Here is a 23,562-nt window from a genome sequence, read left to right on the forward strand (position 1 = left end):
CATCAAGCACGCCAACCCCTGCGGCGTGGCCGTGGGTTCGGCCTCCGCGGCGGACCCGATTGCCGACGCGCACGCCAAGGCGCACGCCTGCGACCCGGTCTCCGCGTTCGGCGGCGTGATCGCGGCCAACCGCACGGTCACCGCGGGCATGGCCCGGACCGTCGCCGGCATCTTCACCGAGGTCGTCATCGCGCCCGGCTTCGAGGACGAGGCGGTAGAGATCCTGTCCAAGAAGAAGAACATCCGCCTCCTSGCCCTSCCSGASGGMTACGGCCGMTACCCSWCCGARWTCCGCCAGGTCTCCGGCGGCRTGCTGGTGCAGATGTCGGACCGGGTGGACGCCGACGGCGACAACCCGGCCAACTGGACCCTCGCCGCTGGTGCTGCCGCCGACGCCGACACCCTGGCTGACCTCGCCTTTGCCTGGACCGCCTGCCGCGCAGCCAAGTCCAACGCCATCCTGCTGGCTTCGGATGGCGCCGCCGTGGGCATCGGCATGGGACAGGTCAACCGGCTCGATTCCTGCAAGCTCGCCGTCGAGCGCGCCAACTCGCTGGGTGTTTCGGTGGAGTCCGAGGTTGACGGTGCCGGCGGTGCCTCGAACGCTGATGCCAGCGGCGCCCCCGAGCGCGCCCGTGGTGCGGTGGCGGCGTCGGACGCGTTCTTCCCGTTCGCCGACGGCCTGCAGATCCTGATCGACGCCGGTGTCCGCGCCGTCGTCCAGCCCGGCGGCTCGGTCCGGGACGATGAAGTCATCGCCGCAGCCAACGCCGCGGGCATCACGATGTACTTCACCGGCGCCCGGCACTTCTTCCACTAAAGGGCCGCGCCCGGGTCGGCGCCAATTCCTCGGCCCCAGGCGGCACCAAGAATGGACATGTCCTCCCTTTGCGGAGGGCATGTCCATTTTTCGTGGCTACGGGCGGGCATATGGGGGATATGTCCAGGCCTGAGTCCCGGGGGAGGGCATGTCCCTGCGGCTGGGTGGTGCGGAGTGGATTGCGGGCAGGCGCGCGTCGGGGGACATGCCCATTGTTCGCGCCGGAAACTGGGCAGAAGAGGGTTGTGTCCAGTCCCGGGCTCCAGGGGAGGGCATGTCCGCGGCCAGCGCCAGTAACCCGCCCCCAGCGCCGGGACGACACGCCAACGCGGGGCCACCTGGGCCCATCCCCGCTGCTGGAGATGGGCCTCGAGTGACCCCGCGCTGGTGTTTGTGTGGCTGGCAGCGGGCCTAGGCGGCTGCCGCGCTGCTGTAGGCCTGCTGGATGACGGAGCCCCAGTACGGGCCGTACATCTTGGTGGAGTTGGTGCCGTAGCCGTAGCTGTTGACCGAGTTCTGGTAGCCGGACGAGCTGGAGCCGATGAACCAGGGGCCGCCGGAGGAACCGCCGGTCATGTTGCAGGAGATGCCCTGGGTGTTGAACTGCGGGTTGTTCGGGTCGTTGGAGGCGGTGCCGCTGCAGCTCTTGAGGGACTCGCCGTTGAACGGCGCCGCCGCGGGGTAGCCGAACGCCTTGTAGCTGAGGCCGCGTGCGGCGTTGAACTGCACGCCGGAGGCGCCGACGACGTCGGCGAGCTTCTGGCCGTTGAGGGTGTTCATGACAGCGAAGCCCGTGTCGTAGGTCATGTCGCCGCCGGAGCTCCACTGGGTCGGGGCGTAGAGGGCCTTGGCCGTCCACATGCCGTAGGGGGCGGAGCCGTTGAGGTAGGCCGGGACGAACGTGAACTTGGTGGCGAAGGCGCCCGGGCCCTCGTTGAGGCAGTGGCCGGCCGTGGAGACGGTGCTCTTGTTCGCGGAGGACACCGAGTTGGCGGAGCAGACGTAGTTGGCGCCGCCCAGGGTGAAGAAGACCTTGCCGATGTGCTTGACCGGGGACTCGCTGGCGTTCGCCTTGGGCGTCACTGCCTTGGCCTGCAGGCTCGGGGACTGGGCCTCGACGGTGCTCGGCGCTCCGGCTTCCGCGGGCCGCTTCACGGCGGCCTTCGAGTTGGCGCTCCGCTGTTTGGCCCTCTCAGCCAGCACGTCGCCCGGGATGGCGTTGCGCATCTTCTCCGCCGTCCAGTATTCCGCTCCGCCAGTCTCGACGACGGTGTGGCTGGTGACGCCCGACGTCTCTGTCGGGGCTTTGCCGGGTGCCGGGGCCGCGCTCGCGGCGCCCGCGGCGCTCAGCGCCAACAGTGCCGCTGCCGAGAGGCTGAGGAGGCTGGTGGCCAGAGTTTTGCGTGTTCTCATGGGTGTCCTAACCGGTGGAAAGCGGGGCGGCCGCTGGTGGTGGCCGCTGTGATGGAACGAAACTACGGGACTTTGACGAATCTGTAAAGTCGATTGTCAATTCTTGTCAAAGCCGGTTTCGGCCGTCACGGAGTACGGGTCGTCCGACGCCGGTAGGCGGCAACCCGGCTCCCTCGGGTAAGTTAGGGGTGTTGAGATAACACAAGATTCCGGAAATACCCAGACCTTCAGGGAGACGCCCGAGCAATGGCAAAGATTATCTATACCCACACCGACGAAGCGCCGATGTTGGCTACCTATTCGTTCTTGCCGATTGTTGAAGCCTTCGCTTCGACGGCCGGTGTGGAAGTGGAGACCCGCGACATTTCGCTGGCCGGCCGCATCATCGCAGCGTTTGGCGACTACCTCACCGAAGAGCAGCGCGTCAGTGACGCCCTGGCCGAACTCGGCGCCCTCGCCAAGACGCCGGAAGCCAATATCATCAAGCTGCCGAACATCAGCGCCTCCGTGCCGCAGCTGAAGGCCGCCATCGCGGAACTCCAGGGCCAGGGCTACGCCCTGCCGGACTACCCGGACAACCCGTCCTCGGACGAGGAGACGGACATCCGCTCCCGGTACGACAAGATCAAGGGTTCCGCCGTCAACCCGGTGCTCCGTGAAGGCAACTCGGACCGCCGTGCGCCGCTCTCCGTCAAGAATTACGCCCGCCAGAACCCGCACAGCATGGGCGCGTGGACCCCGGAGTCCAAGACCAACGTTGCCACGATGGACGCCGATGACTTCCGCTCCAACGAGAAGTCCGTGGTCATCGAGGCGGACACCAACCTCAAGATCCAGCTGGTCAAGGAAGACGGCACGGTCAAGGTCCTCAAGCGTGCCTTCCCCGTCCTCGCCGGCGAGGTCATCGACGGCACCGCGATGCGCGCCGCCGCGCTGGATACGTTCCTCGCCGCCCAGGTTGCCCGCGCCAAGGAAGAGGGCGTGCTGTTCTCCGCCCACCTCAAGGCCACCATGATGAAGGTCTCGGACCCGATCATCTTCGGCCACGTCGTCAAGGCGTACTTCGCTGAACTGTTCGACACATACGGCGCCCAGATCGCGGCCGCCGGCCTCAGCCCGAACAACGGCCTCGCCTCCATCCTCAACGGTCTCGCGGACCTCCCCGAAGAGATCCGCGCCGACGTCGAAGCGGGCATTCAGAAGGGCCTGAACGACGGCCCCGAGCTGGCCATGGTCGATTCCGACAAGGGCATCACCAACCTGCACGTCCCCTCCGACGTGATCGTGGACGCCTCTATGCCTGCCATGATCCGCAGCTCCGGCCACATGTGGGGCCGCGACGGCCACGAAGCCGACACGCTCGCCGTCCTCCCGGACAGCAGCTACGCCGGCATCTACCAGGTGGTCATCGACGACTGCCGCGCCAACGGCGCCTTTGACCCGACCACCATGGGTACCGTCCCGAACGTCGGCCTGATGGCCCAGGCCGCCGAGGAATACGGCAGCCACGACAAGACGTTCGAGATCCAGTCCGCCGGAACGGTGCAGCTGGTCGACGACGCCGGCACGGTGCTGATCGAGCACCAGGTCGCCCCGGGTGACATCTGGCGCGCCTGCCAGACCAAGGACGTGCCGATCCGCGACTGGGTCAAGCTGGCTGTCACTCGCGCCCGCGCGTCCGCCACCCCGGCCATCTTCTGGCTGGACAAGGGCCGCGCGCACGACGCCCGGATGATCGCGAAGGTTGAGGAGTACCTCAAGGAGCACGACACCGAGGGCCTGCAGATCGCCATCATGTCCCCGGTGGAGGCTACGGCCTTTACGCTCGAGCGGATCCGCAAGGGCGAGGACACCATCTCGGTAACCGGCAACGTGCTCCGCGACTACCTCACGGACCTTTTCCCCATCCTGGAACTGGGCACCAGCGCCAAGATGCTCTCCGTGGTGCCGCTGATCAACGGTGGCGGCCTCTTCGAGACCGGCGCCGGCGGCTCCGCTCCGAAGCACGTCCAGCAGCTGCTCAAGGAAAACCACCTGCGCTGGGACAGCCTGGGTGAGTTCCTGGCCCTCGCCGTCAGCTTCGAGCACCTCGCCACGTCCACGGGCAACGCCCGCGCGCAGGTCCTCGCCGACACCCTGGACCGCGCCACCGGCACCTTCCTGCTGGAGGACAAGTCCCCGAAGCGCAAGGCCGGCGAACTCGACAACCGCGGCAGCCACTTCTACCTGGCCAAGTTCTGGGCCCAGGAGCTGGCGCGCCAGACCGACGACGCCGAGCTGGCGACGGCGTTCGCCGCAGTCTCCGGTGCGCTGGATTCCGGCGAGGAAACCATCGTCGGCGAGCTTCTGGCCGTCCAGGGCTCCCCGGTGGACCTCGGCGGCTACTTCCACCCCGACGCCGCCAAGGCCACCGCAGCCATGCGGCCCTCGGCTAAGTTCAGCGAAGTGCTGTCGATGCTCAGCTAGATCCGCTGCGCCGGCGGCCAGCCGGCAGTGATAAAGAGGGAGGAGCCCGCGGGCTCCTCCCTCTTTTGTGTACTCCCGGCCGATTGGCAGGGTCTAGTCTTTGTCTTTGCCCTTGCCTTTTCCCTTGCCATTGTTGACCGGTGGCACGGGCGCGACGGCGGGCGGGGGAGCCTGTGCTGCCGCAGCCGCCGCTGCGGCATCGGCTTCAGCCTGGGCGGCGGCTGCAGCGGCGGCCTGCGCCGCCGCTTCCTGTTCGGCGGCAACCCGGGCGGCTTCGGCCTGCCGGGCGGTGATGTCCGCGCGGACGGTATCGACGGACTTCCGGATGCCCTGGTGGCGCTTGAAGGACACCTCGCCACGGGCGGCCGCCTCGTCCAGCTTCAGGACGAGTTCGTCGAGGTGCTTCAGCGACGCTGCCGGATCGTTGGCCGCGGCGGCCTCGGTGACGGCCAGCACCGCGGATTGAAGCTGCTTGGCGGCGTCGCGGTCCAGCTCGGCCGCCGGCGCGCAGCCAGCCAACGTGCCGGTAAGCAGCGCCGCGCTGAGGACCCAGGCGGTCAGGTGCGGACGGGAGCTGCGGGGCCGGGGGGCACGGGAATGCCGGGTTGTCAGTTTCATGGTTCCACACTCTTCTGCAGTTCCTGCAGGTGCTGGCCGAGGTCCCCGGTCACTGCCGGATAGGGGACGACGGCGGGCGGCTCGGGCGCAGCGAAGGCGACGGCGGCAGCCACGGCACCGGTAACGAGCGCCAACAACGCAATGGACAGCAGGAGCTGCGTACGGCGGCGGGCCAGCCGGAAGCGGGAGGCGGTCCGGGATGCCAAGGATCCGCGGCGGGCTTCCGGACTCGTGACCGCGTCCGGGTCCAGCAGGTGCGTGGCCGGGGTGCCTCCGCCGCCGATTCTCGTGGCGGCGATCGGCGCGGTAGTAGTGCCAAGGCCTGTCGCCGGTCTGGCGGATGGTATCCGCGGGGGCCGGGCTGGCGGTGCGGGCAGCACCCGGGTGCGCTCTTCCGCGAGCGGGCCGGGACGCGATTCGGGGGAGACCAGGGCATGCCGCAGCGCAACTTCGAGGTCCGCTGCGGACGGCCGGTCCAGGGGATCCAGCGCGGTCATGGAGCGGATCAGATCGGCCCATTCGGTGGGGACGGCATCGGGGATGTCGGGCGCCCTGTGCAGCCTGGCGACGGCGGATTCCACGGCGCTGCCGGGATATTCGACCTCGCCCTTGATGCATTCGAGCAGGACCAGCCCCAGCGAATAGATGTCGCTTGCCGGGCCCAGGTCCGCGCCCCGGGACTGTTCCGGGCTCAAGTACGCTGCGGTGCCCACCATGGTGCCCGTGGCGGTCAGCCGGGTCCCGTCCATGATGCGGGCAATCCCGAAGTCGGTGAGCTTTGGCCGCAGCGGTTCCCCGGGACGGACCGGAACCAGCAGGATGTTGGCCGGTTTGATGTCCCGGTGGATGATGCCGAGCGAGTGGACATAGGCCAGGGCGTCCGACACGCCGGCTCCGATGACTGCGATCTCATCCAGCGGCAGCGGGCTGTGCCGGATCCGGGCCCGGAGGTCCTGCCCGTCCACCAGTTCCATGGTCAGGAAGGGTCGGGGTTCCTCGGGGATCCGCGTGTCGGTGCCGGCGTCGAAGAGGGTGACCAGGCTCGGATGGTTCAGGGTTGCCAGCAGTTCAATCTCGGCTTCCTGGCGCCGGAGTTCGTCGGGGTCGGCGGACTGGGGTGCAAAGAGCTTGAGCGCGACGTCGCGGCCCAGGTTCATGTCCTTGGCGGTGTACACGGAGGCCATGCCGCCCCTGCCGATCATTTCCCCCAGCCGGTAGCGGCCGCCCAGGAGTACTGCCGTGACGATTTCGGGCGAACTGTCCACGCTTATCCCCGTCCTTATTCCCGTGCGCCACGGCGGCGCCCCTCAAGAATGATACCGGGACGGGTATTGGCTCCCCGCACGGCGGCCGCGGACCGACGGCCGCTGTGCGGGACAGATGCTTCCGCATCCTGTTGCCGTTGGGTCCCCCCAGCGGACCCAACGACGGAATGCTTTGCCGGTTCGTGTTGCCGTTGGGTCCCCCAGCGGACCCAACGACGGAATGCTTTGCCGGTTCGTGTTGCCGTTGRGTCCCCCAGCGGACCCAACGACGGAATGCCCTTGCCGGAGCCTGTGAGGTCGTTGAGTCCCCCAGCGGACCCAACGGCATCGCTCCGGTCTCACGAGACCTAGCGGAAGCGGGGCGGCTTACGGCGGGCGTTCCTTGTAGTGCGGTGCCGGTTTGAGTCGCGCCGGCGGTCCTTCGGGCGCGCTCGGCCCGGGGTGCAGCCCTACGGGCGCTGACGACGTCGGTCCCGCGGCTGAAGCGGTGAAAATGGCATAAGGGGTGCCGGAATACCGGCAGCGGACGTTGGCGTCCATCGGGGGGGTCTCCTGAATGACTGGTGGCGGGCGCTCAACGGCAGCCCGATTGGCCGTGCTCTGTGGAGGCAGAGACGGCTAACTAGTCAGGAGAAGAGCCGGGGTCAGCGGCGACGGCTGAGTGGACGTGCTGCAGCGGGCCACGGATAGGTTCCGCGCCAGCAGTGGGAATCACCAGGTACTGGCTGGGAAGCCAGGCGGCCGCACTTCCGGGGCCACCGGACGAGAACGCCGATCCGGATCCGGAGCCGGGAGCTGCGGGCAGCGCATTGGGAGCGGGCAGACCTGTCCCCTGGGGCCACGGTCCCGGGTGGTCGTTGCCGCCAGGCGCCGGCGGCGCAGTGCCTCCAGGGGCAGAGCCTGCCGGGGGCGCACTGGTTTGCTGGCCGTCCCCTGTGAGCCAGGTGTCAGCCTTCAGCGCAGAGAGGTACGGGGTACTTCCATAGGCCAAGTAGTCGGGCGCCGACGTCGCCTCGTGCAGTTCGGGCAGGGCTGAGGTGCTGTCCTGGCAGTCTGCAGGGGCTCCGGAATCCGGGGCGACGGGGGTGTCAGCGGGAGCGGGAGCCGGGACTGCCACGTCCAGGAGCGCCAGATCCAGACCTGTCGGATCAGTGGACGGTGCCGGGACTGTAACGGGCTCTGCCGGCAGGGGGTCGGTCACTGCCGGGACCGTGGGCTCCGGGACAGGCTCGGCCGCGGGGGTCGTCGGATCGGTGGACGCCAGTGTGGGATCCGTGGCCGGGGCGGTCACCGGAGGCGTTGGATCGGGAGTGGCCACTGGAGTGGTGGGAGTCGGTGTGGGAGCCGGGTACGTCACGTCCGGGTCCGGGGCCGGCGTCGGTGTCGGGCCCGAACCGCTTGGCGATGGCGATGGCGTTGGCGTGGGGGTGGTTGGTGTCGGCGTCGGTGTCGTCGGGGACGGGGACGGGGCCGGCGCAGGTTCCGCCGTGGGCGGGGAGGTCGGCGCGGCCGTGGGTTCAGGGGCAGGGTCCGGAGCAGGGGCGGGGTCCGGAGCGGGAGCGGGTGCGGGTGGCGGAGCGGGGTCGGGAGCAGGTGCCGGGTCCGGAGCGGGCGCGGGCGCGGGCACTGCGGACTCGGACGGGACCGGAACGGCCGAAGCGGAAGGGGCAGGCGCCGGATCCCCGGTGGAGACGGGAACAGCGGCCCAGGGTGTACCCGTGGGCGTGGGCACGGCCGTTGCCATGCGCTGAACTGCCGCCGAAAATGTCGGCACCGGAACTGATTCTGCGGAGGTGGCTCCGTCGGGGAGCATCATGACCGTTGCGGACGTGCCGCCCGCCGTCGGCGAGGGAGTGGCCCCATCGTCAGCAATGACTGGGTTCGTTGAGAGTGCCAGCCAGGCGATCCCGGCGACGCCGCCCAGAAGCACCGTTCGGAGGGTACGGCGCGCGCGCAACGGGATTGATGCTGGGTCCACGCGCACACCCCATTTCCCCGAGAGCTCGATGGTTGCATATAGGGTAAGTCCGCACGCGGCGGCGAGTCCAGAGTCAAAAGTAACTTGACGGCTCAGGCGCCCCACAAATTGCCGTCACCGGGCGTCGTTCGGGTAGCTCACTCCCAGTTGGGCGCGTACCCCGTCGAACAGCCGCATGGTGTTGAGGGAGTCCTCGAGCAGCATCACGGGGCTTTCGGTGAGCCCTTGCTGGATGCAGCGGGTGACTTCGCGCAGTTCGTAGCTGTAGCCTCGCCCGACGACGTCGAAAGACTCACTGCGGGGACCGTCGAAGCCCACCTGGACGAGGAGTTCCTTGGGATTATTAATCGAGCCGACAGACTGCAGGAAGCCGCGGCTGCCGGCCACTGTGGCGGTTCGGGGGCCGTGCGCCAGCAGGGAGGAGGTCAATTGCGCCTGGGCGCCGTGGTGGTAGCCCAGCGTCAGCGCGTTCTGGGCGTCGACGCCGTCGTCGTTCAGCCAGCCGGTGGCAGTGACGGTCTGCGGGAAGCCTAGGGTGCCCAGGGCCCAGAGCAGCGGGTAGACGGTGAGGTCCAGCAGTGCGCCGCCGCCATCCTTCGGTGCCCAGAGGCGCGAGGTGGGCGAGTACGGCGCCGGGAAGCCCAGGTCCGCTCCCACCCACTTGACCTCCCCGATTTCGCCGGAGGCGGCGATCTCGAAGGCCCGCTGCATGCCCGGCAGGAAGCGGCTCCACATGGCTTCCATCAGGAACAGGCCGTTGGCGCGGGCCAGGGACACCAGCTCGGAGGCTTCCCGGGCGTTGACGGTGAGCGCTTTCTCGCAGAGCACGTGCTTGCCCGCCGTCAGGGCCGCCATCGCGATTTCGTGGTGGTGGGCGTGCGGTGTGGCGACGTACACGACGTCGACTGCGTCGTTGGCGAGCAGCCGTTCATAACCGGTCTGCCCATCCTGGTTTCCGTAGGCCCGGGCGAAGCCGAAATCGGCGGCGAAGGCATCCGCCGCCGCCTGGGTGCGCGAACTGACCGCGTAAAGCTCGGCGTCGGCAAGGAGTTCCAGATCGCGGGTCACGGACGCCGCAATGCCTCCCGTGGCGATGACGCCCCAGCGCAGCCTGGCGCCGGTGGCCGTGCGGGGATCGGGGTCCGGCTGGCTGAAAAGCCAGGGCTTAGCGATGAGGGCGGTCATGGAGTCATCTTCTCACCCGGGGGAGAGGGGACCGGGGGAGCACGCCATACCTGAGGGAGCGTTTGGGAGTTGGCCGCCTTAGCTGACGCGGCGTTTGGGAGTTGGCCGCGGAAGCTGATGGCCCGTTTGGGAGTTGGCCGCGGAAGCTGGGTGAGCGTCGGTGGGGTGGCCGCGGAAGCTGGGGGCTGGTTGAGGGGGGAGCCCCCGGCTTCCGCGGCGTCTGTGGGGGCGGGCGTCAGGCGGGGGACCCTGCCGGAACCCGGGTGCGTGCGGACTCCTCCGTCAGCCGGCCCTGCTGGAGGCGGAACCGGCGGTCGGTTTTGTTGGCCAGCGAACGGTCGTGGGTGACCACGAGGATGGTGGTGTTGTGGTCCCGGCTCAGCGAACTGAGGAGCTCGATGATGTGCTCGCCGGTCTGTTCGTCCAGGTTGCCCGTCGGCTCGTCCGCGAGGATCAGCTTCGGGGAGTTGGCCAGTGCCCGGGCGATTGCCACCCGTTGCTGCTCGCCGCCGGAGAGCCTGTTGATGCGCAGCACATGCTTGTCCGGATCGAGCTGCACCTGCTCCAGCAGCGCCCGGGCACGCTCCAGACGGGCAGCCTTCCGGATCCCGGCAAACTCCATCGGCAGCATCACGTTGTCCACAGCGGACAGGTTCGGGATCAGGTTGAACTGCTGGAACACGAAGCCGATGTCCCGCCTGCGGTAATCGGTGAGCTTGCTGTCCGGCATGCCGGCCAGGCTCACGCCATTGACGAGGACGTCCCCGCTCGTTGGCTTGTCGAGGGCTCCGAGGAGGGACAAGAGGGTGCTTTTGCCGCTGCCGCTCTTCCCGACGATCGAGGCCAGGGTGCCCTGCTCGAGCTCGAAGCTGACATCGTTGACCGGCTTGATGGTGCGGTCGCCGGACTTGAAGGTGCGGACCAGGTTCATGACTTCGATCATGGCTACTCTCCTCGGAGGACTTCGATGGGACGGATGCGTGCGGTGAGAAGGGCCGGAACCAGGGCCCCGACGACGGCGACGCCAAACACCGCGGCAATCCCGGCGGCAATCACGCCGGGGGAGGCGCTCGCGGTGACGGAGGTCAGCAGCTGGCTGGCCCCGCCGAGGGGGTTCCCGCCGGGAGCGCCGGGGAAGCCGCCTGCCATGCCGGCACCGGGGACCCCGCGCTGGCCGGCAACGGTGGTGGTGGCGGTGGCGGTGTTTGAGCTGATCAGCGCGGAGGCGATGCCGCCGCTGGCAAAGGACGCGACGGCGGCACCCACCGCGCTGCCCAGGGCCACGAGGACCAGCGCCTCCAGCACGAACTGCAGGCCGATGGTGCGGTTCCGGGCGCCGATCGCCTTCAGCACACCGATTTCCCGGCGGCGCTCGCGGACCAGCATGACCATGATCAGCAGGATGATCAGGCCTGCGGTGGCGAGTGCCGCCACGAACGCGGTGAAGGAGATGTTCTTGACGCTGCCGAGCGAGCTGACCGCCGTTTCCAGGTTGCGCTGGCCCTGGCTGACGTCAGCCGTGCCGGTGCCGAGCGCATCCTGCAGCGCCGATTTGGCGGCGTCGACATTTTCCATCGAATCGACGGTGACGATCATCGTGGACAGTTCCCCGGGGAGTTCCGCAAGTGCCTGGGCCGCCGGGAGCGTAAGGTACAGGGCGTTGTTGCCGAAGGCCGTGCCCGCGTCGAACAAGCCCGCCACGGTGAAGGTATGGTCCTTGATGGTGAACGTGGAACCGACGGTGAGGCCGTTCTTCTCGGCGATGGTGGTGCCCAGCAAGGCACCGGTGGACTCGGCGGTGTAGTCGCCCAGTCCGGTGCCCTGTGTCAGCTCCAGCTCCTTGCCCGTGGTGTCCACCTCGGCGCCGATGCCGGTGGCCGTGATGGGCACGGAGAACGCCGGCGCGGTTACACCGCCGGACGTGCCGGTTCCTGTGCTGCCGGTGGCCGCCTGGTTGCGCGAGCCGAGCGTTCCGGCGTCGACGGCGGCAGTGAGGCTGGTGGTCACGGTGGTGGCGGACTGGCCGCCAGGGCCGCCCTGCCCGCCTGGCCCTCCCTGCCCGGCGGCCCCTGCGGAAGCCGCGTCGACGTTGCGCAGCCGCAGCGCCTTGGTGCCGACGACCGTGCTCACATTCGGCACGGAGGCCGCCGTCGTTGCCTGTTCCGCGGTCAGCGGCTCGCCGCCGCCTTCGAAGCCCTGTCCGCCGGCGGGATTGACGGTCAGCACGGTGCCCACCGAGCCGTTCAGCTCCGCGACCTTCCCGGCGACAGCCTGGTTGGCCACCAGCATGGCGAGGGCGAGGCCGATGGCAACCGCCAGCACGGCCACCACGGCCGCTGTTCGGACCTTGTTTCGAAAGGCGTTGCCGATACTCCGGGCAAGGACGCTCACGTGACTCCTAGGGATCTCAGGCCGGCCGGAAAGGGCCGGCGGCTGATCCCACACTGGTACGGGCTGCTGTGCGGATGGCCGTCCGGAGCTATGGATCCGCTGTGAAGGGCTGCGTTGGAGGGACGGGCAGCAAAAAGCCCCGGTCCGCCAGGAGGCGGAGCCGGGGCCCTTGTGGTGCAGTGAACGAACTACTGCTTGGTCAGCGGTCCGAGTACCGGATCGTTGACATAGGCCGTGTGGACGTTCTCCGAGGTCACGATGACCGGCTCCAGCAGGTATGCCGGAACAACCTTGACAGTGTTGTTGTACGACTTGTCATCGTTGATCTCAGGCGTCTTGCCGGCCTGGAGGTCCTTGACCATGGTGATGGCATGCTCGACGAGCTTGCTGGTGTCCTTGTTGATGGTGGAGTACTGCTCTCCGGCCATGATGGACTTCACGGACTCAACTTCGGAGTCCTGGCCCGTAACCACCGGAATGGGCTTGCCGGCAGCCTTGACCGAGGTGATGATCGCGCGGGCCAGCGTGTCGTTCGGGGACAGCACGCCGTCGAGAGATGCACTGCTGTAGGTTCCGGCGAGCAGGGTGTCCATGCGCCGCTGGGCGTTCTCTGCCTTCCAGCCCTGGGTCACAGCCTGCTCGAAGGACGTCTGGCCGGACAGCACCTTGAGGGTGCCATCATCGATCTTCGGCTTCAGGACGCTCATGGCGCCGTCGAAGAAGACCTTCGCGTTGGCGTCATCCGGGGAGCCGGCGAAGAGCTCGATGTTGTACGGGCCTTCCGGCTTCTTGGCCTTCATGCCCTCCAGCAGCGCCTGGCCCTGGAGTTCACCGACCTTGAAGTTGTCGTAGGCCACGTAGTAGTCCACGTTGGCCGTGTTCAGGAGCAGACGGTCATAGGCAATGATCGTGGCGCCGGATTCCTTGGCCTGCTGGAGCTGGGTGCCCAGCTGCGCACCGTCGATGGCACCGACGATGATGACTTTGGCGCCCTTGGTGATCATGGCACTGATCTGGTTCTGCTGTTCCGACACGCCGCCGTTGGCGAACTGCACGTCCGGCTTGAAACCGGCGGCGGTGAGGCCGTCGTTAAAGAGCGTCTCCGCCAGGACCCAGTTTTCACTGGTCTTCTGGGGGAGCGCGACGCCGATCAGGGAGTCTTTCGGGAACGCTTCACCACCGGTGGTGGACCCGCCGGTGGTCCCGGAGTCCGTGCGGCCGCAGGCCGTCAGCGCCAGTGCCGCAATAGCAGCGATCGCTGCTGCCTTTCCTGCTTTACCAATCAGTCGCATTGCTTGGTTCACTTTCTTTAGATGGTGTGCGGAGAATTTTGAAGCTGTCCAGGGGCCGGATTAGATGCCCCTTGAGATGACCTCTTTGGTGGAGGTGGTCTCGTCGGCCTTGATCTCGCTGCTGCGGCCGAAGTTCTTCATCAGCATGCCGATGATGGATTTCTTACCCTGGGACTTGTTGTAGACATCGAACGCGACGGCGATCAGGAGCACGAGGCCCTTGATGATCTGGGTCAGGTCGGCGCCGACGCCGAGGAGCTGCAGGCCGTTGTTCAGGACGGCCATCACCAGGCCGCCGACGATCGAGCCGATCACGGTGCCGACGCCGCCAGTGACCGCGGCGCCGCCGATGAAGACGGCTGCGATGGCGTCCAGTTCCCAGCCGACGCCGTCGAACGGGCCGGAGGCGGTGGAGCGGCCGACGAAGATCATGCCGGCGAGGCCGGCGAGGAGGGACATGTTCATCATCACCAGGAAGTTGACCTTCTTGGACTGGACGCCAGAGAGCTCGGCGGCGTGCCGGTTGCCGCCGACTGCGTAGATGTGGCGGCCGATGACGGTCTTGGAGGAGATGAACCCGTAGATGATGACGAGCGCTGCCAGGATCAGGCCCGGGATCGGGAAGGATGTGCCCGGCCGGCCGGTCGCGAACAAGTAGGTTGCGTAGAGGATGGCGCCGTTGATCAGGACCATTTTGGTGATGCTGACCCAGGCTTCGGGGACCTCGGCGCCGAGGGCCTTGGCGCTGCGGCGGGAACGGATCTCGCTGAAGATCACGAACGCGACGGCGGCCAGGCCCAGCAGCAGTGTGAGGTTGTTGTAGCCGGTGCTCGGTCCGATTTCGGGCAGGTAGCCGGAGCCGATCTTCTGGAAGTCGCTGGGCACCGGGATGGTGTTGGACTTGCCAACGTACTGGTTGGCGCCGCGGAAGATCAGCATGCCGGACAGCGTCACAATGAACGCCGGGATGCCGACGTAGGCCACCCAGAACCCCTGCCAGGCACCGATCAGGACGCCCAGCCCCAGCCCCATCAGGATGCCGAGGTACCAGGGGATGCCCCAGTCGCGGATGAAGAGGGCCACGCAGACGCCAACGAACGCCGCGACCGAACCCACGGAGAGGTCGATATGGCCGGCGATGATCACCAGGACCATGCCGATGGCAAGGATCAGGATGTAGGAGTTGCCGTTGAAGAGGTTGATGACGTTGCCCGGGGTGAGCGTGCGGCCATCGGTGGCAATCTGGAAGAAGATGATCAGCGCCACCAGGGCGAAGATCATGCCGAATTGGCGGGTGTTGCCGCCAAAGAGCTTCTTGAGCGCGTTCATTGTTTCAGTCCTTGTTTCCGGAGTGTGCGGAGCAGTTGGCCACGGCGGTCAGGCGGTCTTGCGGGCGGAGGTCATGAGTTTCATGAGGTTTTCCTGGCTGGCTTCGTCCTTGTCGACTACACCCGTGATGGCGCCTTCGAAGATGGTGTAGATGCGGTCCGAGAGGCCCAGCAGCTCGGGCAGCTCCGAGGAGATCACGATCACGCCTTTGCCCTGGTTGGCCAGCTGCTGGATGATGCCGTAAATCTCGTACTTGGCGCCGACGTCGATCCCGCGGGTGGGCTCGTCGAGGATCAGCAGCTCGGGGTCGGTGAACATCCATTTCGCGAGCACCACCTTCTGTTGGTTGCCGCCGGAAAGTTTGGCCACCCCCTCCTCCACGGAGGGCGCCTTGGTCCGCAGCGATTTGCGGTACTGCTCGGCGACGGTGAACACCTTGTTGGCGTCAATGACGTTGCGTTTGCTGACTTTGCGCAGGTTGGCCGAGACCGTGGTTTCTTTAATGTCGTCCAGCAGGTTCAGCCCCAGGGACTTGCGGTCCTCGGTGACGTAGCCCAGTCCCGCGTCGATCGCCTGGCGGACGGTCTTAAGTTCAACTTCCTTGCCGTCCACGTAGACATGCCCGGAGAGGAAGCGGCCGTAGGAGCGGCCAAAGACGGAGCGGGCAAGCTCGGTGCGCCCCGCGCCCATCAGCCCGGCGAAGCCGACGATCTCGCCCCGGCGGACGAAGAAGTTGGAGTTCTTGCAGACCATGCGGTCCGCGACCTGCGGGTGGCCCACGTTCCAGTTCTTCACCTCGAAGAAAACCTCGCCGATCTTCGGCTCGTGGTCCGGGAAACGGGACTCCAGCGTCCGGCCCACCATGCCCTTGATGATGCGGTCCTCGTCGACGCCGTCGGCCTTGACGTTCAGCGTCTCGATCGATTTGCCGTCACGGATGATGGTGATGGAATCCGCGATCTGCTCGATCTCGTTCAGCTTGTGGGAAATGATGATCGACGTGATGCCGCGGCCCTTCAGGCCCAGCATCAGGTCCAGCAGGTGCTGGGAGTCGGACTCGTTCAGCGCGGCCGTGGGCTCGTCGAGGATGAGCAGCTTCACCGATTTGTTCAGGGCCTTGGCGATTTCGACGAGCTGCTGCTTGCCGACGCCGATCTCCTTGATCGGGGTTTCCGGATCCTCCCGGAGCCCGACCCGGGCGAGCAGCTCGGTGGAGCGGGTCCGGGCCTCGGCCCAGTCGATCACCCCGCGCTTGGTGGGCTCGTTGCCCAGGAAGATGTTTTCCATGATGGACAGCTCGGGAATCAGCGCGAGTTCCTGGTGGATGATCACGATGCCGGCGTGCTCGCTGGCCCGGATGTCCTTGAACTGCTGGACTTCGCTCTGGTAGACGATGTCGCCGTCGTAGCTGCCGTAGGGGTACACCCCGGAGAGCACCTTCATGAGGGTGGACTTGCCTGCGCCGTTTTCACCGCAAATGGCGTGGATCTCACCGGCCTTCACCCGCAGGTTCACCTCGGCCAATGCTTTAACGCCGGGGAACTCTTTGGTGATGGAGCGCATCTCGAGAATTATCGGATCGCTGTGCGTGTTGAGGGACGTCATTTGCCCTTACGCCTCCAATGCATGACTTCGTTGTCCGCCCCTGCAAATCGCAGGGCCGTCTGATGGAAAAGTAAACTGGATCACAGGCATTGTCGTCAAGTCTTTAACGCAACGGCCCGGTAACGAAAACTTAGTTTCGCCGGATTCCGGCGTGCTGGAAGACCAAAGCGGTGGCCCCGAGGGCCTCGGCTCGGTCCCCGAGCGAGGACATCGTGAGGGCCGTCGTCTCGCCAATCACAGGCACTGCGTGCCGGACCAGGCCTCGCCGGATCGGATCCAGCAGCAGCTCTCCGAGCCCTGCCAGCGGGCCGCCGACCACGATCACTTCGGGGTTGATCAGGTTGGCCACATTGCCCAGGGCGCGGCCGACGGCGAGCCCGGCGTCGTCCACCACGCGCAGGGTGGCGGAGTCCCGGGCGAGGGCCTTGCGGACGATGTCCTCCGGGGTGAGCGGAGCGTCCTCGCCGCGGCCCAGGAGCTCGATCATGGTGGTGGTCGAGGCGATGGTTTCCAGGCAGCCGCGGTTCCCGCAGCGGCAGACCAGCCCGTGTTCATGGATGGTGGCGTGGCCGATTTCGCCGGTGATTCCCACGTTGCCGTAGTAGGGCATCCCGTTCAGGATCAGCCCCGCGCCGATGCCGGATCCGATCTTCAGGAACATCAGGTTGCTGATGCCGGTGTGGGGGCCCCACGTGACCTCGGACAGGGCGCCCAGATTGGCGTCATTGTCCACGAATACCGGAAGATTCAGGGCGTCCTCAAGGCGCCGCAGGATGTTGATGCCCACCCATTCGGGCAGGATGGCGCCCTGCGCCACCGTCCCCGTGCGGCGGTCGATGGGGCCGGGGATGCCGACTCCTGCTCCGACGACGGCGCTGCGTTCCACGCCGCTGTTGGCCAGGAGCCGGTCCAGCAGTCCGACGGCGGCGGTGATGCCTTCCTCGGCTTGGTGGCCCAGGGGGAGCAGGACCGATTCCTCGGCAATCACGTGATAGCTCAGGGAGGCCAGGACGACGCGCAGGTGCCGGCGGCCGAAGTCGATTCCGACGGCGACAGCCCCATTGCTGTTGAGCCGGACGTTCAGCGCCCGCCGGCCGGAGCTGGTAATCGGTTCGGTGGAGGCCAGCCCGGCGTCCTGCATGATCTTGACGATGTTGGAGATCGTGGCGGTGGAGAGGCCGGTCTGCCGTGCGAGTTCCGCCTGCGTGGAAGGTCCGGCGAGAAGGCATTCGATGATCCGTTGCTGGTTCAGATGCCGGAGGGCGGACTGCGATCCAGGGTTCTTGGTTCGGCTCCTCGTTGAGCGCGTTGGTGAGGGCATGCAATGAAGATTGCCTCATCCACGTCTTGTAGTCAAGAAGTTAACGCAACTGGCCACCACGTGTCGCGCCGGCGGCGGCGGGGTGCCGCCGGCGCCGCCGCCGACCGGTGAACGAGCCGGTCCCGGAGGTCAGGAGTGCAGTTCCCGGTGCGCCCGGGCCAGCTCCCGGTAGTGTGCGGCGTTCTGCTGGACCCCGGCGAACTCCTCGTCGCTGAGCTCGCGCCGGACCTTGGCCGGTACCCCTGCGACCAGCGAGCGGGGCGGGATGACGGTTCCTTCCAGCACCACGGCGCCGGCCGCGATGAGGGAACCGGCGCCGATCACCGCGCCGTTGAGGATGGTGGCGCTCATGCCGATCAGGCAGTCGTCCTCGACCGTGCAGCCGTGCACGACGGCGCTGTGGCCGACGCTGACCCGGGCGCCGACGGTGCAGGGGAAGCCCGGGTCCGCATGCAGGACGACGTTGTCCTGGAGGTTGGTGCCGGCGCCGACGGTGATCGCGGCGGTGTCGGCCCGGACGGAGACGCCGTAGAAGGCGCTGGAATCCTCGGCGAGCGTTGCCTTGCCGATCACGGAGGCGCTCGGGGCGACGAAGGCGGATTCATGGACAGCCGGGGTGTCGCCGGCGAATGCGTAGATGGGAGCCATTCCTCCAGCCTAGGACACGCACCCGGCCGCGAACGGGTAGAACCAGCGCCGCCCCTCAGCCCCGCTCCTCCCGTTGAGCTATCAGTTGTTGTCGTTTTCAGCGCTGAGAACGACAACAACTGACAGGTCAACGTGGGTTTCAGTCGGGGGAGCGCAGGACGGTGAAACCCCCGCCCTCGCCGCCCGGGTCGGGTTCCGGGAGGACGACGGCGATCGGGGCGCCTGGCGCCGTCACCCGGCCGAGTTCGCGGACGACGTCGTCCCATTCCTCCGGCGGCAGGCCCGCCAGTGCGTCGACCGCCCAGACCGAGGGGAAGGCCGCGTCTGCGAACGGCAGGGAGCCGGCCCCCGCCACCGAGGCTTCCAGCCCGCGGGCGCGCGCGGAATGGATGTTGTCCTCGGACGGGTCGACGCCGGTGAAATGGATGCCGGACTGGACAAAGCGCAGCCCGTCCGTGCCTTGGCCGCAGTCGAGGCCCAGCACGCCCCTGCGGCCCTCGGCCTTGAGCAGGGTCACGAATTCCGAGAGCGGGTCCTCCGCGGAAAGTGCCATACCCCTATTCAATGACCGCCGTCAGCCGAAAACAACGGGGTCAGGTGAATACAGCCGGGTCAGTTGAAGACAACTGTCCGGTTGCCGTCCAGCAGGACCCGGTGCTCGGCATGCCACTGCACCGCCTGGGCCAGGGTGCGGCCTTCCACGTCGCGACCCATCTGGACGAACTGCTCGGCCGTGCGCCGGTGGTCCACGCGGATGACTTCCTGCTCGATGATCGGGCCCTCGTCCAGGGCGGCCGTCACGTAGTGCGCGGTGGCCCCGATGAGCTTCACGCCGCGGGCATGCGCCTGGTGGTAGGGCTTGGCGCCCTTGAAGGAGGGCAGGAAGGAGTGGTGGATGTTGATGGCCTTGCCGGTCAGCTCCTGGCACAGTTCGTCGGAGATGATTTGCATGTAGCGGGCAAGGACCGTGAGTTCGACGTCGTGCTCGGCCATCAGGGCCCGCAGTTCATCCTCGGCCTGGACCTTGGTGGCCGGAGTGACCGGGATGTGGTGGAAGGGGATGCCGTAGAACTCGGCCAGGCCCGCGAGGTCGCGGTGGTTGGAGACGATGGCCGGGATCTCGATCGGCAGGGTGCCGGAGCGCTGCAGGAACAGCAGGTCATTGAGGCAGTGCGCCGACGTGCTGGCCATGAGCAGGGTGCGGACCTTGCGGCCGGCCGGGTTCAGGCTCCACTGCATGCCGAAGGCCTGGGCGACAGGTTCCAGGGCGGCCTGAAGCTCCAGCTGGGAGGCCGCCGTCGTTGCCTCGACGCGCATAAAGAAGGTGCCGGTAGCCTGGCTGCCGTACTGCTGCGAGTCCGCAATATTGCCGCCCGCGACGAGCAGGGCGCCGGCGACGGCGTGCACGATTCCGGGGCGGTCCGGGCAGGAGAGGGTCAGGATGTAGGAAGCAGTCAGCTGGTCGTCAGTCACGGGGATTAGCCTACCCGCGGCGGCGCAAGGGCTGACGCACGATTGCGCGCAGTGACTGTGCGCAACGACTGTGGCCGGGGCGCCGCTCTGGGGTAGTCTGGTCGGGTCGCAACTGGCGTTGGGTGGCTAACCACCAGGGAGCGGCATTCACGAAGACCACGGATCGTACGCCTGGGCCGAGGGTCATGTTTTCCGGTTGGCAGCATCCCGCTGCCAGCCCGCATCGGCACCCCGCTTTCGGGGTCCGGTCCCTTGGCACGTCCCCGTTATCCGGGGCCGTAATTTAGGGGCGCCGCCGCGGGCCAGCCGGTAACCTGACCTTAAGCAGTGCCCGTTGCCTAGCCAGGAGTTCCCCGTGACCACCTCCCTTAGCCTTTCTTCAGCCGCAGTGAGCAATCAGCCGCTGGCTGACCTCGATCCCGAAATCGCCGCCGTCCTCGCCCAGGAGCTCGGCCGCCAGCGAGGCACCCTGGAAATGATCGCCTCCGAGAACTTCGCCCCGCGCGCAGTGATGGAAGCCCAGGGCTCAGTCCTGACCAACAAGTACGCCGAGGGCTACCCCGGCCGCCGCTACTACGGCGGCTGCGAATACGTCGACATCGCCGAGCAGCTCGCGATCGACCGCGTGAAGGACCTGTTCGGCGCCGAGTACGCCAACGTCCAGCCGCACTCCGGTGCCCAGGCCAACGCCGCGGCCCTCTCGGCCATGATCACACCGGGCGACAAGATCCTTGGCCTGTCCCTGGCCCACGGCGGCCACCTGACGCACGGCATGAAACTGAACTTCTCCGGCAAGCTGTACGACGTGGCCGCGTACCAGGTCGAGGAAGACAACTTCCGTATCGACATGGATAAGCTCCGTGCGCAGGCCATCGCCGAAAAGCCGCAGGTGATCATCGCCGGCTGGTCCGCCTACCCGCGCCACCTCGACTTCGCGGCCTTCCGCTCCATCGCCGACGAGGTGGGCGCCCTCCTGTGGACCGACATGGCGCATTTCGCCGGACTCGTCGCCGCCGGACTGCACCCGAGCCCGGTCCCGCACTCCGACGTCGTCACCTCCACGGTGCACAAGACCCTCGCCGGGCCCCGCTCGGGCGTGATCCTGGCCAAGAAGGAGTGGGCCAAGAAGATCAACTCCAACGTCTTCCCGGGCCAGCAGGGCGGACCGCTCATGCACGTCATCGCCGCCAAGGCCGTCGCGTTCAAGATCGCCGGCACGGCAGAATTCAAGGAACGCCAGGAGCGCGTCCTGGAAGGCGCCCGGATCATCGCCGACCGCCTGAACCAGGCCGACGTGTCCGACGCCGGCGTCTCCGTCCTCACCGGCGGCACCGACGTGCACTTGGTCCTGGTGGACCTCCGCAACTCCCAGCTGGACGGCCAACAGGCCGAAGACCTCCTGCACTCGGTGGGCATCACGGTCAACCGCAACGCCGTCCCGTTCGACCCGCGCCCGCCGATGGTCACCTCCGGCCTGCGCATCGGCACGCCCGCCCTGGCCACCCGGGGCTTCGGCGCCGAAGAGTTCACCGAGGTCGCCGAGATCATCGCCACCGCACTGAAGGCCGGCTCCGCCACGGACGTGGAGGCGCTCCAGTCCCGCGTGGACAAGCTCGCCGCAGACTTCCCGCTGTACCCGCAGCACGAGCAGTGGTAAGCGGATGACGACGGAGACCGCCAGCATCCCTGCCAACACCGCCCGCATCCTTGACGGCAAAGCCACCGCCGCCACGATCAAGGCCGAACTGACCGAACGCGTCGCCGTCCTGAAAACCAAGGGCATCGTCCCGGGCCTGGGCACCATCCTGGTGGGGTCCGACCCGGGCAGCACCTGGTACGTCGGCGGCAAGCACAAGGACTGCGCCGAGGTGGGCATCACGTCCATCCGGCGCGACCTGCCGGAGGACACCACCCAAGAGGAGCTCCTGGCCGTGGTCCGGGAGCTCAACGAGAACCCGGAGTGCACCGGCTACATCGTCCAGCTCCCGCTTCCGGCGCACATCGACCAGGACGTCATCCTGGAGGCCATGGATCCCGACAAGGACGCCGACGGCCTGCACCCGATGAACCTGGGCCGGCTCGTGGCCAACGTCAGCGGACCCATGAAGTCCCCGCTGCCGTGCACGCCCAAGGGCTGCGTGGAGCTGCTCACCCGGCACGGCATCAACCTCAAGGGCAAGCGTGTCCTCGTGGTGGGCCGCGGCGTCACGATCGGCCGGCCCGTGGGGCTGCTGCTGACCCGCAAGGACGTCAACGCCACGGTCATCCTGGCCCACACCGGCACCGTGGACCTGCCCGCGGAACTCCGGCAGGCCGACGTCGTGATCGCCGCGGCCGGCCAGCCGCACATGATCAAGGCGGCGGACCTCAAGCCCGGCGCGATTGTGCTCGACGTCGGCGTCAGCCGCGTCGACGACGGTACCGGCAAGGCTGTGGTCACCGGAGACGTGGACCCCGCCGCGGCCGACGTCGCCGCCTGGCTCTCCCCGAACCCCGGGGGGGTGGGCCCCATGACGCGCGCCATGCTGCTGGCCAACGTGGTGGAAACCGCGGAACGCCACGCGGCCGCTTAGGCCTAGTCCCGGAACCTGAACAGCGTGGACCGCAGGGCGCCACCTCCTTTGGCGGAGGTGGCGCCCTGCGTCGTCTGGGCACCGAAGGTAACAGAACGGCAAACGTCTGGATTTTTTACGAAAAGACTCTTTCATAGTTCGGCCGTTTCCATTACCGTGTTCGGGTGCCTGAACTCGTCTCGAAGCAAACCTCACCCACGGAAGCCTCCTCAAAGGACGCCCCATTGAGCAGCTCCTCTACTACCGGCGCTCCGCAGTACGTCATCACTGCCGAAAACCTGACCAAGCGCTACGGCGATGTCGTCGCCGTCGACGGCATCTCCTTCTCGGTGCCCGCCGGTGAGGCGTTCGGCCTGCTCGGCCCCAACGGCGCCGGCAAGTCCACCACCATGAAGATGATCGGCGGGGTGTCCCAGCGGACCTCCGGAAGCCTCAGCATCATGGGCCTGGATCCAGACCAGAACGGCCCGGAAGTCCGCGCGCACCTGGGCGTCGTCCCGCAGCAGGACAACTTGGACGAGGAACTCAAGGTCCGGGACAACCTGCTGGTCTACGGCCGGTACTTCGGCCTGCCCATGAGCTACCTCAAGCCCAAGGCCGACGAACTGCTGGAGTTCGCCCAGCTCACTGACAAGGCTAAATCCAAGGTCGATGCGCTCTCCGGCGGCATGAAGCGGCGGCTCACGATCGCGCGCTCCCTCATCAACGAACCCCGGATCCTGCTGCTGGACGAACCCACCACCGGGCTGGACCCGCAGGCCCGGCACATCCTCTGGGACCGGCTGTTCCGGCTCAAGGAGCAGGGCGTCACCCTGATCCTCACCACCCACTACATGGACGAGGCCGAGCAGCTCTGCGACCGGCTGATCGTGGTGGACAAAGGCAGGATCATGGCCGAGGGCTCGCCCGCCAGCCTGATCCGCGAGTATTCCACCCGCGAGGTCCTGGAACTGCGCTTCGGCTCGGAACGCAACGCCACGGTCGGCACCGAACTTGAGGGCATCGGCGAACGGGTGGAAACCTTGCCGGACCGCGTCCTGATCTACGCACACGACGGCGAGGCCGCCCTCGAAGAGGTCTCCGCCCGCGGGCTCCGCCCGGTGACCTCGCTGGTGCGCAGGTCTTCGCTCGAGGATGTCTTCCTGCGCCTGACGGGCAGGAGCCTCGTTGACTAAGAAAGCAGAG

At 67.4% G+C, this 23,562-nt stretch carries 18 protein-coding genes, 1 pseudogene and 1 riboswitch; of the genes and pseudogenes, 5 read left to right on the forward strand and 14 right to left on the reverse strand.

The features are described from left to right. Positions 1-820: pseudogene (gene purH / locus AB4Y67_RS10450) on the forward strand (bifunctional phosphoribosylaminoimidazolecarboxamide formyltransferase/IMP cyclohydrolase); the annotation flags it as partial. A 411-nt stretch (positions 821-1,231) separates the two neighbouring features. On the opposite strand, the gene AB4Y67_RS10455 reads toward purH, so the two are convergent. Then, on the reverse strand, positions 1,232-2,233 hold the full coding sequence (locus tag AB4Y67_RS10455; RefSeq protein WP_441405705.1) for a trypsin-like serine peptidase: 1,002 nt from the start codon (positions 2,231-2,233) through the stop codon (positions 1,232-1,234). Positions 2,234-2,479: 246 nt separating this feature from the next. On the opposite strand from AB4Y67_RS10455, the gene AB4Y67_RS10460 reads away from it, so the two are divergent. Beyond that, positions 2,480-4,699 (forward strand): NADP-dependent isocitrate dehydrogenase, encoded by a 2,220-nt coding sequence (locus AB4Y67_RS10460; RefSeq protein ID WP_441405706.1) that lies wholly within the window; start codon positions 2,480-2,482, stop codon positions 4,697-4,699. A 93-nt stretch (positions 4,700-4,792) separates the two neighbouring features. On the opposite strand, the gene AB4Y67_RS10465 is transcribed toward AB4Y67_RS10460, so the two are convergent. The 13 genes from AB4Y67_RS10465 to purU form a co-directional block, all read right to left on the reverse strand. Next, positions 4,793-5,317, reverse strand: coding sequence for a mucin-associated surface protein (locus tag AB4Y67_RS10465; protein ID WP_441405707.1), 525 nt, complete (start codon positions 5,315-5,317; stop codon positions 4,793-4,795). Then, positions 5,314-6,582 (reverse strand): serine/threonine-protein kinase, encoded by a 1,269-nt coding sequence (locus AB4Y67_RS10470; protein ID WP_441405708.1) that lies wholly within the window; start codon positions 6,580-6,582, stop codon positions 5,314-5,316. The genes AB4Y67_RS10465 and AB4Y67_RS10470 overlap by 4 nt, the downstream gene beginning before the upstream one ends. A 622-nt stretch (positions 6,583-7,204) precedes the next feature. After that, positions 7,205-7,939, reverse strand: coding sequence for a hypothetical protein (locus AB4Y67_RS10475; protein ID WP_441405709.1), 735 nt, complete (start codon positions 7,937-7,939; stop codon positions 7,205-7,207). 735 nt (positions 7,940-8,674) lie between these two features. After that, positions 8,675-9,745, reverse strand: coding sequence for a Gfo/Idh/MocA family protein (locus tag AB4Y67_RS10480; protein ID WP_441405710.1), 1,071 nt, complete (start codon positions 9,743-9,745; stop codon positions 8,675-8,677). Positions 9,746-9,980: 235 nt separating this feature from the next. After that, complete coding sequence (locus AB4Y67_RS10485; protein ID WP_441405711.1) at positions 9,981-10,688, reverse strand: ABC transporter ATP-binding protein; 708 nt, start codon at positions 10,686-10,688, stop codon at positions 9,981-9,983. Between the two features lie 2 nt (positions 10,689-10,690). Next, on the reverse strand, positions 10,691-12,136 hold the full coding sequence (locus AB4Y67_RS10490; RefSeq protein WP_441405712.1) for an ABC transporter permease: 1,446 nt from the start codon (positions 12,134-12,136) through the stop codon (positions 10,691-10,693). 188 nt (positions 12,137-12,324) lie between these two features. Then, positions 12,325-13,428, reverse strand: a complete 1,104-nt coding sequence (locus AB4Y67_RS10495; protein WP_441405713.1) for a substrate-binding domain-containing protein — start codon at positions 13,426-13,428, stop codon at positions 12,325-12,327. A gap of 60 nt (positions 13,429-13,488) precedes the next feature. Next, entirely contained in the window at positions 13,489-14,757 is a 1,269-nt protein-coding gene (mmsB, locus tag AB4Y67_RS10500; RefSeq protein WP_441405714.1) for a multiple monosaccharide ABC transporter permease, read from the reverse strand. Between the two features lie 48 nt (positions 14,758-14,805). Further along, positions 14,806-16,362 carry a multiple monosaccharide ABC transporter ATP-binding protein gene (gene mmsA / locus AB4Y67_RS10505; RefSeq protein WP_441405715.1) on the reverse strand — a complete coding sequence of 519 codons (1,557 nt, stop codon included), beginning with the start codon at positions 16,360-16,362 and terminating at the stop codon, positions 14,806-14,808. Between the two features lie 130 nt (positions 16,363-16,492). Next, entirely contained in the window at positions 16,493-17,683 is a 1,191-nt protein-coding gene (locus tag AB4Y67_RS10510) for an ROK family transcriptional regulator (RefSeq protein WP_441405716.1), read from the reverse strand. A gap of 129 nt (positions 17,684-17,812) precedes the next feature. Then, positions 17,813-18,331, reverse strand: coding sequence for a gamma carbonic anhydrase family protein (locus tag AB4Y67_RS10515; protein ID WP_441405717.1), 519 nt, complete (start codon positions 18,329-18,331; stop codon positions 17,813-17,815). 139 nt (positions 18,332-18,470) lie between these two features. Next, positions 18,471-18,884, reverse strand: coding sequence for a class I SAM-dependent methyltransferase (locus tag AB4Y67_RS10520; RefSeq protein ID WP_441405718.1), 414 nt, complete (start codon positions 18,882-18,884; stop codon positions 18,471-18,473). A 59-nt stretch (positions 18,885-18,943) separates the two neighbouring features. Then, entirely contained in the window at positions 18,944-19,804 is an 861-nt protein-coding gene (gene purU, locus AB4Y67_RS10525) for a formyltetrahydrofolate deformylase (protein ID WP_441405719.1), read from the reverse strand. A gap of 98 nt (positions 19,805-19,902) precedes the next feature. Then, positions 19,903-19,988: riboswitch (ZMP/ZTP riboswitch) on the forward strand. 171 nt (positions 19,989-20,159) lie between these two features. On the opposite strand from purU, the gene glyA reads away from it, so the two are divergent. The 3 genes from glyA to AB4Y67_RS10540 all read left to right on the forward strand — a co-directional run bounded on the left by glyA (position 20,160) and on the right by AB4Y67_RS10540 (position 23,552). Beyond that, the gene (gene glyA, locus AB4Y67_RS10530; protein ID WP_441405720.1) at positions 20,160-21,461 is read left to right on the forward strand and encodes a serine hydroxymethyltransferase; all 1,302 of its coding nucleotides are present in this window, start codon (positions 20,160-20,162) and stop codon (positions 21,459-21,461) included. A 4-nt stretch (positions 21,462-21,465) separates the two neighbouring features. After that, positions 21,466-22,377, forward strand: coding sequence for a bifunctional methylenetetrahydrofolate dehydrogenase/methenyltetrahydrofolate cyclohydrolase (locus tag AB4Y67_RS10535; RefSeq protein WP_441405721.1), 912 nt, complete (start codon positions 21,466-21,468; stop codon positions 22,375-22,377). 224 nt (positions 22,378-22,601) lie between these two features. Continuing rightward, complete coding sequence (locus AB4Y67_RS10540; protein WP_441405722.1) at positions 22,602-23,552, forward strand: ABC transporter ATP-binding protein; 951 nt, start codon at positions 22,602-22,604, stop codon at positions 23,550-23,552. Positions 23,553-23,562 lie beyond the last annotated feature (10 nt).

Origin of the sequence: Arthrobacter sp. YAF17, from assembly GCF_052113365.1 — a bacterium.
Classification (GTDB): domain Bacteria; phylum Actinomycetota; class Actinomycetes; order Actinomycetales; family Micrococcaceae; genus Arthrobacter.